Below are 14,239 nucleotides of genomic sequence, written 5' to 3'. Positions count from 1 at the left end.
GTCCTTTCGCGCGCCAGATCAGCGCGCAATGCCCCGGGTCGAAGCCGCCAGGAAATCCAGCATCAGCGATACATCGGCCGCGGCCTCGGGCAGTTCACCCTCCAGCGAAGCAATGGCTTCTCGCGCAGCTTCAAGGGTCAGTCCCTGGCGGTACAGCAGACGGTGCATCTGCTTGACGGCCTGAATGCGCTGCGGCCCGAAGCCGCGACGGCGCAAGCCTTCGATATTGAAGCCGCGCACGGCCAGCGGATTGCCATCCACCATCATGAAGGGCGGCACATCCTGCGAGATATGACTGGCAAAGCCGGCCATGGCATGGGCGCCCACCTTGGTGAACTGGTGCACACCCGTCAGGCCGCCCAGGATGACATGGTCGCCCACGTGCACGTGGCCGGCCAGGGTAGCGTTGTTGGCCAGGATGGTGTGGCTGCCGACAACGCAGTCATGGGCCACATGCACATAGGCCATGATCCAGTTGTCGTCGCCGATGGCCGTGACGCCCTGGTCCTGTACGGTACCGGTGTTGAAGGTACAGAACTCCCGCACCGTATTGCGATCGCCGATAACCAGCCGGGTAGGCTCGCCTGCGTACTTCTTGTCCTGGGGCTGCGCGCCCAGGGACGCGAACTGGAAAATCCGGTTGTCGCAGCCAATGCGGGTATGGCCTTCGACAACGCAATGCGCGCCGATGGTGGTGCCGGCGCCGATTTCCACATGCGGTCCGATGACGGCATAGGCGCCGACCGACACCGACGAATCCAGCTGCGCAGCGGAATCTATCAGTGCCGTGGGATGGATGCGTTCAATGCCAGCCATGCGCCCGTCAGCCCACGTTGCGCATGGTGCACATCAGCTCGGCTTCGCAGGCCACTTCGTCCTCGACGCGGGCCACGCCCTTGAACTTCCAGATGCCGCCGCGAACGCGGTCGATGGTGATCTCCAGCACCAGCTGGTCGCCCGGCTCCACGGGGCGCTTGAAGCGCGCACCGTCGATGCCCACGAAGTAGTAGATGTTGTTTTCGTCGGGAACCTGGCCCATGGCATCGAAGGCCAGCAGGCCGGCAGCCTGCGCCAGCGCCTCCAGGATGAGCACGCCAGGCATGACAGGGCGGCCTGGGAAATGGCCCATGAAATAGGGCTCGTTGAACGTGACGTTCTTGATCGCCTTGATGCGTGTATTGCGCTCAAGCTCCGTGACCTTGTCCACCAGCAGGAAGGGGTAGCGGTGGGGCAGTTGCTTGAGAATTGCGTGAATATCCATCATTGCGTTCCGTTATGGCCTTGATCCGCCGATTGCTGCAGTTGCCGCTCCAGGGCCTTGATGCGATCGCGCATGGAGTGCAGCTGCTTCAGCGTCGCAGCATTTTTTTCCCATTTGGCGTTTTCATCCACAGGAAACATGCCCGTGTAAACACCTGATTGTGTCAGCGAACGGGTCACTACCGTCGCTGCCGAAATATGCACCCGGTCAGCCAGCTGCAGATGGCCCAGCACGATGGCCCCGCCTCCCACGGTGCAATGCGCGCCAATGCGCGCGCTGCCGGCCACCCCCACGCAGCCGGCCATGGCCGTATGCCTGCCGACGTGCACGTTGTGACCGATCTGAATCAGGTTGTCGAGCTTGACCCCATCCTCGATCACCGTGTCGTCCAGCGCACCCCGGTCTATGCAGGTATTGGCTCCGATTTCCACATCGTCGCCGATCCGCACGCCGCCGAGCTGCTCGATCTTCACCCATGCGCCGTTCTCGGGCGCGAACCCAAAGCCGTCCGCCCCCAGCACCACGCCGGAATGCAGCAGACAGCGCGCGCCCACATGGCAGTTCTCGCCAATGGTGACGCGCGACTTGAGCACGGTGTGGGCACCGATCGTGGCACCCTCCTCGACCACGCACAGCGGGCCAATGGTGGCCGATGCATCAACGATGGCGCTCTCGTGCACCACGGCGCTCGGATGGATACCGGCCGGCGCCACGGGCCTGCAGTTTCGCTTCCACCACTGCGTGGCCCTGGCGAAATACGCATACGGATCAGGGACCACGATGCAGGCACCCCGCTGCTGCGCCAGCTCGCGCATGGCGGGCGCCACAATAACGCAGGCCGCCTCGGAGGCGGCCAGTTGCTGGCGGTAGCGGGGGTTGCTCAGAAAACTGAGATCCCCGGCCCCGGCAGAGTCCAGCGGTGCGATGCGGGAGATGGACATCTCCCTTTCGCCACCGACCAACTCGCCACCGAGTGCATCGAGGATCTGGCCCAACAATACGCTCACGGCATGCAGCCCTGGACAGCTGGCTTACTTGCCGCCGCCGTTCAGCGCCTTGATCACCTTGTCAGTGATGTCGTACTTGGGGTTGATGTAGACGGCTTCCTGAAGGATGACGTCGTACTTCTCGGATTCGGCCACTTGCTTGACCACCTTGTTGGCGCGTTCCAGCACCTGGGCCAGTTCTTCGTTCTTGCGGGAGTTCAGGTCTTCCTGGAACTCACGGCGCTTGCGCTGGAACTCGCGGTCCTGATCCACCAGCTGGCGCTGGCGCGAGACGCGCTGGCTTTCGGCCATGGTGGGAGCTTCACGCTCGAACTTCTCCGAAGCGCTCTTGAGCGAGTTGCCCTGGTCAATCAGCTCCTTCTCACGCTTGGAGAATTCCTGCTCCAGCTTGGACTGCGCAGCCTTGGCAGTCGATGCTTCACGGAAGATGCGATCCGTATTCACAAAGCCGGCCTTGAACTCCTGGGCGTGCGCGGAAACGGCCATGGCGCCAAGCAGCACAGCCAGGGAAAAATGGCTAGATAGAGATTTCATTAGAAAGAGGTTCCGATTTGGAATTGCAGTCGCTGGATTTTATCCCCGGTCTGCTTGCGGATGGGTTGAGCAAAGGCCAGGCGCAGGGGACCCAGCGGGGAAATCCAGCTGATGCCCAGGCCCGTGGATGCCCGCAGCTCCCCGAGATCGAAGTTCTCGTTGGCTCCGTAGACATTGCCCACATCGAGGAATGTAAAAAGACGCAAAGTCCTGTCATTGCCGGCACCAGGGAACGGAACCATGAACTCGGCGTTCAATGTCACCTTCTTGGAGCCGCCAAGCGCCAGGTTTTCCTTGGTGTCGCGCGGACCCAGCGAGCCCTGCTCGAAGCCACGCACCGAGCCCAGGCCACCCGAGAAGAAGTTCTTGAACAGCGGGAACGGACGGCCATTGAGGCCCTTGCCGTAGCCCAGTTCACCGTTCAGTGCCAGCGTGTACTTCTTGCTCAGCGGGATGTACTGCTGGATCTGGTAGTTGGCTCGCACATACCGGGCCTCGCCACCCACCGACCATTCGGTGTTCAGGCGCTGGTAGAGACCGGAGTTGGGCGCCAGCGCGCTGTCGCGGCTGTCGCGCGACCAGCCCAGGGTCAGCGGTATGCCCGTGTTGGAGTAGCCGTACTTGTCGGCATAGTCCTTGTACGCCTGGGGCAGGTAGGTGCCGGGCTTGATTTCGGAGCGTTCAACGCCGCCGCCGAAGTAAACGGTGTCGATCTCGCTGAAGGGAACGCCAAAGCGGACGCTGCCGCCCGAGGTGACGATCTTGTAGGCCGCATCGTCGTAGTAGGGACGGTCAGTGCGGTAGTACAGGTCGTAGGTGCGCGAGATGCCGGTGTCCGTGAAGTACGGGTCCGTGGTCGACAGCACCATGGTGCGGCGGTACTTGCTGGTGTTCACGTCCACGCCCAGGTAGTTGCCCGAGCCGAACACGTTTTCCTGCTTGATGCCGAAGGACAGCGAAACCTTTTCAGCGCTGGAAAAACCAGCGCCCAGCTGCAGCGAGCCGGTGGGCTTTTCAGCCACCGAGATGACCAGATCCACCTGATCAGGCGAACCCGGCACTTCCTGGGTTTCGACGTTGACTTCGGTGAAGAAGCCCAGACGGTCCACCCGGTCGCGCGACAGGCGAATCTTGTCGCCGTCGTACCAGGAAGCCTCGTACTGGCGGAATTCGCGGCGGATCACTTCGTCGCGCGTGCGGTTGTTGCCGCTGAGATTGATGCGTCGCACATAGGCGCGGCGAGAAGGCTCGGCGTGCAGCACCAGGGCCACCCGGTTGGTCGCACGGTCGATGTCCGGCACGGCCTCGACGCGCGCGAAGGCAAAGCCGAAGTTGCCGAAGTGCTCGGTGAAGGCCTTGGTCGTTGCCGTGACCTGATCGGCGTTGTAGGGCTCGCCGGGCTTGATCTTGACCAGGGACTTGAATTCGTCGTCGCGGTCCAGGTAGTTGCCTTCCAGCTTGACGCCGGAGACCACGAAGCGCTCGCCTTCATGGATGTTCAGGGTCAGCGAGATGGTCTGCTTGTCGGGCGAGATCGCCACCTGGGTGGAGTCCACGCGGAATTCCAGGTAGCCACGCTGCAGGTAGTAGGAGCGCAGCGTTTCCAGGTCGGCGTTGAGCTTGTTGCGCGCATAGCGGTCCGACTTGGTGTACCAGCTCATCCAGTTGCCGGTGTCCTGGTCAAAAAGGTCCTTGAGCGTGGATTCGCTGAAGGCCTTGTTCCCGACGATATGGATCTCGTTGATACGGGCGGGATCACCTTCGGTCACCGTGAAGGTCAGGTTGACGCGGTTGCGCTCGATGGGCGTGACCGTCGTGACGACTTCGGCGCCATACAGGCTGCGGTTGATGTACTGGCGCTTGAGCTCCTGCTCCGCGCGGTCGGCAAGTGCCTTGTCGAACGGACGACCCTCGGCCAGGCCCACATCACGCATGGCCTTTTGCAGGGTTTCCTTGTCGAATTCCTTGGTGCCGGCGAAGTTCACTTCGGCGATGGTCGGGCGTTCTTCAACGACGACGACGAGCACGTTGCCGTTGGCTTCCAGGCGGATGTCCTTGAACAGGCCCAGTGCGAACAGCGAGCGGATGGCGGCTGCACCCTTGTCGTCGTCATACTGGTCACCCACGCGCAGGGGGATGGAAGCGAAGACCGTGCCCGGCTCCACGCGCTGAAGACCTTCGATGCGGATGTCCTGTACGCGGAAGGGCTCCAGTGCCCAGGCTGCATTGGCAGCCAAAACCATGGCAGCCAGGGTCGATGCAGCGCGCACGCCCAGGCGATTGATACGTTTAGTCATGAATGGATTTGCCGCCGCTGCGGCTTGCCGAAAACGGCTGAAAAGTTAGCCCCAAAGCCGGTTGATATCGTTGAAAAAGGCGACGGACATCATCATCATCAAAACCGCCACGCCTGCACGCTGCAAGCGTCCGGCCCAGACTTCCGACACGCTTCGGCCAGTCACGCCCTCCCAAAGATAATACATCAGGTGCCCACCATCGAGCACCGGCAGGGGGAGCAAGTTGAGAACCCCCAGGCTGATGCTGATCAGCGCCAGGAACGAGAGATATTGGACCAGGCCCATGCTGGCCGAACGCCCCGCGTAATCGGCAATGGTCAGGGGCCCGCTGATGTTCTTGAGCGAGGCCTCGCCGATCACCATGCGGCCCATCATGCGCAGTGTCAGCGACGACAGCTCCCAGGTGCGCTGCACGCCGGCCCACAGGCCCTCCAGCGGACCGCGCTGCACCAGCGCCATTTCCGGGGCGCTGCCGATGTAGGCGCCGATGCGGGCGATGCTTTCCTTGCCGTCTTCCGATCGGCCCAGGTCGGGCAGCACCGGGATCTGCAACTGCCGCCCCTCGCGCTCCACCAGCCAGATCTGCTGCTGGACCTGGCCCGATGCGCCCATCTTGCGGATGAGATTGCGCAGCTGCGTGCCATCGTCCACCGAGGTGCCACCCACGCGCAAAACCAGATCGCCCTGGCGCAGGCCCGCCTTTTCGGCGGCACCACCGGCAATCACCTTGTCCAGCACAGGCTGCGTCCAGGGACCAAGCAAGCCCAGGCGCTCGAAGAAGGCGGCATCGGGCTCGCCCTGAACCTGACCAGCCAGCGCGAGCCGCAGTTCGGACGGGGCGGTGCGGCGGGCCTGGAGCACCTCCATGCGCACGGACTCGTCATCGAGCGCTGCACGGGTCAGCGTCCAGCGCAGATCATTGATGGAGCGGACCTCTTCCCATTCCTGGTCACCCAAAGCCATGCGCAGCACGCGATCGCCGCCTTGAACACCCGCCATCTGCAGCACCGTGCCTGCTGGCGGTGTTGCCAGCCGTGCAACGGGCTCCTGCATGCCGACCCAATTGACGATGGCCAGCAGCGCAATGGCCAGCACGAGATTGGCCACGGGACCTGCGGCCACGATGGCTGCACGCGCACGCAGCGGCTGGGTGTTGAATGCCAGATGGCGCTGGTCGGCAGGCACCTCGCCCTCACGCTCATCGAGCATGCGCACATAGCCGCCAAGGGGCAGTGCACCGATGACAAATTCCGTGTCCGAACCCTTGCGCTTCCATCGCAGGATGGGGCGGCCGAATCCGACGGAAAAGCGAAGCACCTTCACGCCGCAAGCCACGGCGACGCGGTAGTGGCCCCACTCATGCACGGCAATCAGCAAGCCCAGTGCGACCACGAATGCGACAACGGTCAGCAACAATTGATACTCCTTTGAATCCAATGCGCCTCTGGATTCCGCCGCAGGCCCATCAAGAAAACCATCCTGACCTGCGAAGCCGGCATCACAGCTGCCACTGCCGCGCCACGGTCTGCGCGATTTCGCGCGCCTGCGCGTCCAGGGCCAGCAGGTCTTCCAGACTGCCCAGTGTAGGCGGCAGCAAGGTCTCGAGCGTGCGCAAATTCACAGCGTGGATACGGTCAAATGCCAGGCGCCGCTCCAGGAAGGCGGCAACGGCGACTTCGTTGGAAGCGTTGAGAACCGCCGTGGTTCCCTCGCTGGCGTGCAGCGCCTGCCAGGAAAGGTGCAGGCCCGGAAAGCGCACGGCATCCGCCTCCTCGAAGGTCAGGGCCGACAGCTTGGCGAAATCCAGGGGCGCCGCACCGCTGGCGATGCGGCGGGGCCAGGCCAGGCCGCAGGCGATGGGCACGCGCATGTCGGGCGTACCCAGTTGCGCGAGCACCGAAGCATCCTTGAACTGCACCATGGAGTGCACGATCTGCTGCGGATGGATGACGACCTTGATCTTGTCAGGCGCCATGTCGAACAGCCAGCGGGCCTCGATCACCTCCAGCGCCTTGTTCATCATGGTGGCCGAGTCCACGGAGATCTTGCGCCCCATGGAGAAATTCGGGTGCGCGCAGGCCTGCTCCGGCGTGATCCCGGACAGGGTGGACGGATCGCGCAGGCGAAAAGGCCCGCCCGAGGCTGTGAGCAGCAGACTGTCCACGCGATCGGGCCAGCTGGTGCGGTCTTCGGGCAGGCACTGGAAGATGGCCGAGTGCTCACTGTCTATGGGCAGCAGTATTGCGCCGTGGCGCTTGACGGTGTCCATGAACAGTGCACCGCCAACCACCAGCGCCTCCTTGTTGGCCAGCAGCAGGCGCTTGCCGGCGCGTGCGGCGGCCAGGCAAGGCGCCAGGCCCGCCGCACCGACGATGGCCGCCATGACGGCATCGGCTTCAGGATGCGAGGCGATCTGCTCCAGCGCGTCAGGCGACTGCAGCACTTCGGTGACCAATCCATTGCTGCGCAGCTGCTCAGCCAGCAGCCTTGCATGCGGCGCGCTGGCCATGACGGCGTAGCGGGGCTTGAATTCGGCACACTGGCGCAGCATCAGGTCCACCTGCGTGGCCGCGCTGAGCGCAAAGACTTCGTAGTGATCGCGGTGGCGCGCCACCACATCCAGCGTATTGGTACCGATGGAGCCTGTGGAGCCCAGGACGGTGATTTTCTGCTTCATGAATGCGCGAAAGAGGAAAGCATCAGGGCCAGCGGCAGGGTCGGCAGCAGGGCATCGACGCGGTCGAGGACGCCGCCATGACCGGGCAGCAGGCCACTGCTGTCCTTGACGCCGACGCTGCGCTTGACCAGGGATTCGACCAGGTCGCCGACCACGCTCATCGCGGCCATGAAAACAACCGCCAGCAGCAGGAACCAAGCCCCGCGCGCCAGCAGCAATGAATAGAAACTGGGCACGGCCACCGCGTAGTGGCGGTCAGCCCAGACCCAGACCAAGGCCAGCACCACAACGCCTGCCATGCCGCCCCATACGCCTTCCCAGCTCTTGCCGGGGCTGATCGTGGGAGCCAGCTTGGATTTGGTGAATTTCAGGCCCAGGGTCCGTCCTGCGAAATACGCGAACACGTCGGCCACCCAGACCAGCACCAGCACCGACAGCAGGAAGTTGATGCCCATCATGCGCGCCTGCACCACGGCGACCCAGGCCAGCCACAAGGCCAGCACTCCGCCGACCAGGCGCACAGGCGCTGCAATGCGAGGCCAGCCAGCCACGCCGGCACGCAGCAGCGCCCCGCCACCCAGCACCCAGGCAGCACCGGCAACAATCCAAAGCGCAGACAGGGGACGCTCCAGCCAGCCGGCAGCCCAGGCGCCCAGGCACATCGCCGTGCAGATGGCGCCTATGCCGATGGCGCCCGCGGTGCCAAAGCCGTTGAGACGCCCCCATTCCCAGGCACCTGCCGCCATGAGCACGAGCACCACCACGGCGAACGGAATACCCGTGGGATAGAACAGCGCAGGCAACAGGATGGCCAGCAGGATCAGGGCGGTGATGACTCGCTGCTTGAGCATGGCTCCCCCTTGTTCAGGACGTCTGCGGATGGGACGACGTCGGTTGTGATTGTTGTACTTGCGCGGAAGTCTGGCCGAAGCGCCGCTCGCGTGAAGCGAAAGCCGCGATGGCCTCGTCCAGGCAGGCCTCATCGAAATCAGGCCACAAGCTGTCACTGAAGAAAAGCTCGGAATACGCAGCCTGCCACAGCAGGAAGTTGCTGATGCGCATTTCCCCGCCGGTACGGATCAGCAGATCCGGGTCGGGCACATGGGCCAGCGCGAGCGCGCGGTCCAGGCTCTGCGGGGTGATGGGCTCGCCCTTCTCTGCCAGCCGGGCAGCTGCCTGTGCAATGTCCCAGCGTCCGCCGTAGTTGAAGCAGACGTTGAGAACCAGGCGATTGTTGTGCGCAGTGACGGTCTCGGCCTGCGCAAGGCCCGCGCACACTTTCTCGCCCAGGCCGCTGCGGTCACCGATGAAATGCAGGCGCACGCCGTCGCGGCTCAGTTGCTGCACTTCCTTGGCAAGTGCGTTGGCCAGCAGGCCCATGAGACCGGAAACCTCCTCTTCGGGACGGTTCCAGTTCTCGGAAGAGAAAGCGAAGACGGTCAGGACCTGCACGCCGCGCTGGACGCAGGCGCGGGCGCAGCGGCGCAGTGATTCCACGCCCTGCTTGTGGCCGGCCAGTCGCGGCAGAAAGCGGCGATTGGCCCAGCGTCCATTGCCGTCCATGATGACGGCAATATGGCGCGGCACCGCGCCGGAGTCTTGTTTGGTCAAAGGTAAGGACCCTGAGGCAAATGAGGCAAGAAGCCTCAGACCGCCATGATGTCTTGTTCCTTGGCCGCCACCAGCGTATCGATCTCGGCGATGTGCTTGTCGGTCATCTTCTGGACATCGGCTTCGCAACGCTTTTGATCGTCTTCCGAGGCTTCCTTGTCCTTGACCAGCTTCTTGACGGCTTCGTTGGCATCGCGGCGCAGGTTGCGCACGGCGACCTTGGAAGCTTCGCCTTCATTGCGCGCCAGCTTGGTCATTTCCTTGCGGCGCTCCTCGCTCATGGGAGGCATGGGCACGCGGATCAGGTCGCCCAGCGAGGCGGGGTTCAGGCCCAGATCGCTTTCGCGGATGGCCTTCTCCACCTTGGCCGACATGCTCTTTTCCCAGGGCTGGACGCTGATGGTGCGCGCGTCAAGCAGGGTGACGTTGGCCACCTGGGACAGCGGCACCATGGAGCCGTAGTACTCCACATGGATGGAGTCCAGCAGCGATGGATTGGCACGACCGGTGCGCACGCGCGCAAGATTGTTCTTGAGCGCTTCGATGGACTGGCCCATCTTGGACTCGGTGGTCTTCTTGATGTCTGCAATCGTCATGTTCTTGTTCCTTGAAGAGCTGTGTAACGCGGTATCAAAACACTCAAGCGTACACCAGCGTGCCCTCGTCCTCGCCCATGACCACGCGCTTGAGCGCGCCGGGCTTGACGATGGAGAACACCCGGATCGGCAGCTTCTGATCGCGGCACAGCGCAAAGGCGGTGGCGTCCATGATGCCCAGGTTGCGCGAGATGGCCTCGTCGAAAGCCAGCTTGTGGTAGCGGGTCGCGTCGGGGTTCTTCATCGGGTCGTCGGTGTAGACACCGTCGACCTTGGTGGCCTTGAGCACCACCTCGGCGCCGATTTCAGCGCCACGCAGCGCGGCGGCCGTGTCGGTCGTGAAGAACGGGTTGCCGGTGCCGGCAGCGAACACCACCACCTTGCCCTCCTCGAGGTACTGCAAGGCCTTGGGGCGCACATAGGGCTCCACGACCTGCTCGATGGCAATGGCCGACATCACGCGGGCTGTCAGCCCCTGCTTGTCCATGGCATCGGCCAGGGCCAGGGCATTCATGACCGTGGCCAGCATGCCCATGTAGTCGGCGGTGGCACGGTCCATGCCGACCGAGCCGCCAGCCACGCCGCGAAAGATGTTCCCCCCACCGATCACCACCGCCACCTGGACACCAACCTTGGTGACCTCGGCAATTTCGGAAACCATGCGCTCGATGGTCGCACGGTTGATGCCGAACGAGTCATCCCCCATGAGTGCCTCACCGGACAGCTTGAGCAGGATGCGCTTGTGGGCCGGTGTGGCGTGGGTCATGGTGTTTCTCCGAAGTGGTGGATGATGATGGATGGTGAAGGGAACGGTTCGGGCGCCTGGAAGGATCAGGCGCCGGCCTTGGCGGCAGCCACCTGGGCAGCCACTTCGGCAGCGAAGTCGTCGACCTTCTTTTCAATGCCTTCGCCGACCACGTACAGGGTGAAGCCCTTGACGTTGGTGTTGGCGGCCTTGAGCATCTGGGCCACGGTCTGCTTGCCGTCGGCAGCCTTCACGAAGACCTGGTCGGCCAGCGAGACTTCCTTCAGGTACTTCTGCACCGAGCCTTCGACCATCTTGGCGACGATGTCGGCAGGCTTGCCGGACTCGGCAGCCTTGGCGGCAGCAACGGTACGCTCCTTCTCGATCAGCTCGACGGGCACGTCGGCGCTGGTCACGGACACGGGCTTCATGGCGGCCACGTGCATGGCGACATCCTTGGCAGCCGTGGCATCGCCGTCGAACTCGACGACCACGCCGATGCGCGAGCCGTGCAGGTAGGAAGCCAGGCTGGAGCCTTCGAAGCGCTTGAAGCGGCGGAAGGACATGTTTTCGCCGATCTTGCCGATCAGGCCCTTGCGCACGTCTTCCAGCGTGGGACCGAAGCCGTCCTGCTCATAGGCCAGTGCGCTCAGCGCGGCCACGTCGGCGGGGTTTTGCTCGGCGACCAGCTTGGCGGCGGCGTTGGCCATCGCGATGAAGCTGTCGTTCTTGGACACGAAGTCGGTTTCGCTGTTGACTTCGATCATGGCACCCTGGTTGCCATTGATGAAGGCGGCGATCACGCCTTCGGCGGTCACGCGCGAGGCAGCCTTGCCAGCCTTGGTGCCGAGCTTGACGCGCAGCAGCTCTTCCGCCTTGACCAGGTCGCCTTCGGCTTCGGTCAGAGCCTTCTTGCACTCCATCATGGGCGCGTCAGTCTTTGCGCGCAGTTCAGCCACCATGCTTGCGGTAATTGCAGCCATCGTATTTCTCCAATGTCAGTTCGATTCGTTACAGGATTTCGGCTTAAAAAAACGGGGCTACCCTGAGCCCCGCTTTTTATTCGGCGACGAGGTCGCTCAGCCGGACAAGCTCAATCAGGCAGCGGATTCTTCCACTTCCACGAACTCGTCACCGCTCTCGCCGGATGCGGCCTTGACCACGTCGGTCAGTGCAGCAGCGCGGCCTTCCAGGATCGCGTCGGCGATGCCTTGGGCGTACAGTTGCACGGCCTTGGCAGAGTCGTCGTTACCGGGGATGACATAGTCGATGCCTTCGGGATTGTGGTTGGAGTCAACCACGCCGACCAGGGGGATGCCCAGCTTCTTGGCTTCGGCCACGGCAATCTTGTGGAAGCCCACGTCGATCACGAAGATGGCGTCGGGCAGGCTGTTCATGTCCTGAATGCCGCCGATGTCCTTTTCCAGCTTTTCCAGTTCGCGAACGAACATCAGCTGTTCCTTCTTGCTCATGGCTTCCAGACCGGCTTCCTGCTGGGCCTTCATTTCCTTCAGACGCTTGATGGACGTCTTGACGGTCTTGAAGTTGGTCAGCATGCCGCCCAGCCAGCGCTGGTCAACGAAAGGAACGCCAGCGCGCTGGGCTTCGGCAGCCACCAGCTCGCGGGCCTGGCGCTTGGTGCCGACCATCAGGATGGTGCCGCCGTTGGAAGCCAGCTGCTTCACGAACTTCTGGGCGTCCTGGAACATCGGCAGCGACTTTTCCAGGTTGATGATGTGGATCTTGTTGCGGTGGCCGAAGATGAAGGGGGCCATCTTGGGGTTCCAGAAACGGGTCTGGTGACCGAAGTGGACGCCTGCTTCCAGCATATCGCGCATAGTGACGGACATATGAATACCTCAAAGGTTAGGTCTAAAATCCAGCCCGACAATTGCCCCCTGGATACAGGAAGCAACACCTTGAAGGGACTGGTTTGCGATTGACTTTGCAACGGGGGTTGCAAGCATGGGCAGGCATTCATGACGAACACCTCGCACCCCCAAGCCATCACCTGATCTCCGGCAATTCCGAAGAAAATCAGGGTGAACCCCTAGCAAAGCCGCAAGATTCTAGCATACGCCATCCCAAGACTGAGGCTTCGCACCCAACGCGCGCTCACACCCCGCATAGCCACGGCTGCCGCATCGGCCACACACTCCTGTAGTGATAGCTACATCCGCTTGATAATTCAGGCACTTCAGCAGATTCCACCCCAAAATGAACATCGCGATTGTGGGCGCCGGCAGCATTGGCGTTGCGACAGCCCACGCACTGGCCCAGGTCGGGCACGAGGTCACCGTCTACGAGCGCCATGGCACGGTGGCCGAGGAAGCCAGCTTCGGACATGCCGGCTGGCTGGGCCCCAGCCTGCTCCAACCGTGGAGCGTCCCCGGTCTCTCCACCACAGAACGCTCACCCACGCTTCCCGGCCGGCAGGCTTTGCCACGCCCCGGCTCCGGAAACCTCGCAGCCCAGCTGCGCTGGCTATGGCAATGGCGCCAGGCTGGGCGGCGCCTGCGCAAAGCCGGCGAACCCACAGCCACGATGGCGGCACTGGAGACACTCACCCAGCGCAGCCAGCAGTTCCAGCAATCGCTGTGGCGGCAGTGGGAGCTGGACCCGGAATATGTCTCCGGCAGCCTGGTGCTGCTGGGCAGCGAGGCCGACCATGAGCAACTGAAACCTGCACTGGCAGCGCTGGCCGAGGCCGGCACGCGCTGCGAGGCACTGGATGCCGCCCAGACCCGCCTGCGTGAGCCCGCGCTGGGCGAGGAGACCGCACTCGCAGGCTCCTTGTATTTCCCGCAGGCTGGCGCCGCCAACGGCCGCCTGGCCACGCTGATGCAAAGGCAGGCCGCACAGTCCGCAGGAGCACGATTCGAGACGCAACGCCTTGTGCAGCGACTGCAGCCCGGCGGCGCCGGGCGCACCGCTCGCCTGCAGCTGCAAGGCGAAGACACGCCCCGGTCGCACGATGCCATCGTCGTCTGCGCTGGCGCCGAGGCCGCAAACCTGCTCGCGCCGCTGAGCCTGCGCCTGCCCATGGTCGCCCTGCGCGGCTATGGCATCAGTGCTCCGCTGCGCGAACAAGGCTACGCGCCCCGCCACGCCATCGTCGACTGGAGCGAGCAGATGACCCTGGTGCGCCTTGGCCAGCGCATGCGGGTCGTGGCCGGCGCTGAACTGGGCAGCCACGGCCCCATGCACGAGGCCACGCTGCAGCGCATGTACCACCGACTCAACATGGTCTTTCCCGGCAGCGCCGTGCTGACCTCTGGCGTTCAGATCTGGCATGGCACACGCATGTGCACAGCCGATGGACTGCCGTTGCTGGGCGCCAGCGGTTTGCCCGGAATCTGGCTCAACCTGGGCCATGGCAGCTGTGGTGCCGCCATTGCCCAAGGCTGCGCCAGCATGCTGAGCGACCTGATGGACAACCGCACCAGTTTCCTGGACAGCGCATTGCTGGATCCGCGCCGCTTCGGCTGACCGCTGCGGACACCCCGCCCTG

14 protein-coding genes are annotated in these 14,239 nt (G+C 63.5%); 1 reads left to right on the top strand and 13 read right to left on the bottom strand.

The window, feature by feature from the left end; translation table 11 throughout:
* Positions 1-18: 18 nt before the first annotated feature.
* The 13 genes from lpxA to rpsB form a co-directional block, all read right to left on the bottom strand.
* Complete coding sequence (gene lpxA, locus GRX31_RS06130; protein ID WP_017404505.1) at positions 19-816, bottom strand: acyl-ACP--UDP-N-acetylglucosamine O-acyltransferase; 798 nt, start codon at positions 814-816, stop codon at positions 19-21.
* Between the two features lie 7 nt (positions 817-823).
* Complete coding sequence (fabZ, locus tag GRX31_RS06125) at positions 824-1,264, bottom strand: 3-hydroxyacyl-ACP dehydratase FabZ (protein WP_012206736.1); 441 nt, start codon at positions 1,262-1,264, stop codon at positions 824-826.
* Complete coding sequence (lpxD, locus tag GRX31_RS06120; RefSeq protein WP_016451336.1) at positions 1,261-2,268, bottom strand: UDP-3-O-(3-hydroxymyristoyl)glucosamine N-acyltransferase; 1,008 nt, start codon at positions 2,266-2,268, stop codon at positions 1,261-1,263. The genes fabZ and lpxD overlap by 4 nt, the downstream gene beginning before the upstream one ends.
* 24 nt (positions 2,269-2,292) lie before the next feature.
* Entirely contained in the window at positions 2,293-2,802 is a 510-nt protein-coding gene (locus GRX31_RS06115; protein ID WP_016447481.1) for an OmpH family outer membrane protein, read from the bottom strand.
* On the bottom strand, positions 2,802-5,099 hold the full coding sequence (gene bamA, locus GRX31_RS06110; protein ID WP_016447482.1) for an outer membrane protein assembly factor BamA: 2,298 nt from the start codon (positions 5,097-5,099) through the stop codon (positions 2,802-2,804). The genes GRX31_RS06115 and bamA overlap by 1 nt, the downstream gene beginning before the upstream one ends.
* Before the next feature lie 45 nt (positions 5,100-5,144).
* Entirely contained in the window at positions 5,145-6,515 is a 1,371-nt protein-coding gene (gene rseP, locus GRX31_RS06105) for an RIP metalloprotease RseP (protein WP_026062158.1), read from the bottom strand.
* A gap of 82 nt (positions 6,516-6,597) precedes the next feature.
* Positions 6,598-7,776 carry a 1-deoxy-D-xylulose-5-phosphate reductoisomerase gene (gene ispC / locus GRX31_RS06100; protein ID WP_160851897.1) on the bottom strand — a complete coding sequence of 393 codons (1,179 nt, stop codon included), beginning with the start codon at positions 7,774-7,776 and terminating at the stop codon, positions 6,598-6,600.
* Positions 7,773-8,627, bottom strand: coding sequence for a phosphatidate cytidylyltransferase (locus GRX31_RS06095; RefSeq protein WP_016447485.1), 855 nt, complete (start codon positions 8,625-8,627; stop codon positions 7,773-7,775). Before GRX31_RS06095 ends, ispC begins: the two co-directional genes overlap by 4 nt.
* Positions 8,628-8,640: 13 nt before the next feature.
* On the bottom strand, positions 8,641-9,387 hold the full coding sequence (gene uppS, locus GRX31_RS06090) for a polyprenyl diphosphate synthase (RefSeq protein WP_043792021.1): 747 nt from the start codon (positions 9,385-9,387) through the stop codon (positions 8,641-8,643).
* 35 nt (positions 9,388-9,422) lie between these two features.
* Positions 9,423-9,983: a ribosome recycling factor gene (frr, locus tag GRX31_RS06085; protein ID WP_016447487.1), complete on the bottom strand. Its 561-nt coding sequence runs from the start codon at positions 9,981-9,983 to the stop codon at positions 9,423-9,425.
* Positions 9,984-10,026: 43 nt separating this feature from the next.
* Entirely contained in the window at positions 10,027-10,749 is a 723-nt protein-coding gene (gene pyrH, locus GRX31_RS06080) for a UMP kinase (protein WP_016447488.1), read from the bottom strand.
* A 65-nt stretch (positions 10,750-10,814) separates the two neighbouring features.
* Entirely contained in the window at positions 10,815-11,711 is an 897-nt protein-coding gene (tsf, locus tag GRX31_RS06075; protein WP_160851895.1) for a translation elongation factor Ts, read from the bottom strand.
* A 114-nt stretch (positions 11,712-11,825) separates the two neighbouring features.
* Positions 11,826-12,578 (bottom strand): 30S ribosomal protein S2, encoded by a 753-nt coding sequence (rpsB, locus tag GRX31_RS06070; protein WP_016447490.1) that lies wholly within the window; start codon positions 12,576-12,578, stop codon positions 11,826-11,828.
* A gap of 367 nt (positions 12,579-12,945) precedes the next feature.
* Here rpsB and GRX31_RS06065 point away from each other — a divergent pair, with 367 nt between their 5' ends.
* A complete protein-coding gene (locus tag GRX31_RS06065) occupies positions 12,946-14,217 on the top strand; it encodes an FAD-dependent oxidoreductase (RefSeq protein ID WP_160851893.1) in 1,272 nt (423 codons plus the stop codon).
* The last annotated feature ends 22 nt before the right edge of the window (positions 14,218-14,239 follow it).

Origin of the sequence: Delftia sp. CH05, from assembly GCF_009827015.1 — a bacterium.
In the GTDB taxonomy this organism is placed as follows: domain Bacteria; phylum Pseudomonadota; class Gammaproteobacteria; order Burkholderiales; family Burkholderiaceae_C; genus Comamonas; species Comamonas tsuruhatensis.
Note: the sequence above shows the minus strand (reverse complement) of the source record. Positions and strands in the feature narration are given on the sequence as shown.

Bases quoted from the DNA above. Each gene is read 5' to 3' on its own strand.
- GRX31_RS06065 (WP_160851893.1), top strand. From the start codon at position 12,946: ATGAACATCGCGATTGTGGGCGCCGGCAGCATTGGCGTTGCGACAGCC.
- frr (WP_016447487.1), bottom strand. From the start codon at position 9,983: ATGACGATTGCAGACATCAAGAAGACCACCGAGTCCAAGATGGGCCAG.
- pyrH (WP_016447488.1), bottom strand. From the start codon at position 10,749: ATGACCCACGCCACACCGGCCCACAAGCGCATCCTGCTCAAGCTGTCC.
- lpxA (WP_017404505.1), bottom strand. From the start codon at position 816: ATGGCTGGCATTGAACGCATCCATCCCACGGCACTGATAGATTCCGCT.
- bamA (WP_016447482.1), bottom strand. From the start codon at position 5,099: ATGACTAAACGTATCAATCGCCTGGGCGTGCGCGCTGCATCGACCCTG.
- tsf (WP_160851895.1), bottom strand. From the start codon at position 11,711: ATGGCTGCAATTACCGCAAGCATGGTGGCTGAACTGCGCGCAAAGACT.
- rpsB (WP_016447490.1), bottom strand. From the start codon at position 12,578: ATGTCCGTCACTATGCGCGATATGCTGGAAGCAGGCGTCCACTTCGGT.
- GRX31_RS06095 (WP_016447485.1), bottom strand. From the start codon at position 8,627: ATGCTCAAGCAGCGAGTCATCACCGCCCTGATCCTGCTGGCCATCCTG.
- fabZ (WP_012206736.1), bottom strand. From the start codon at position 1,264: ATGATGGATATTCACGCAATTCTCAAGCAACTGCCCCACCGCTACCCC.
- ispC (WP_160851897.1), bottom strand. From the start codon at position 7,776: ATGAAGCAGAAAATCACCGTCCTGGGCTCCACAGGCTCCATCGGTACC.
- GRX31_RS06115 (WP_016447481.1), bottom strand. From the start codon at position 2,802: ATGAAATCTCTATCTAGCCATTTTTCCCTGGCTGTGCTGCTTGGCGCC.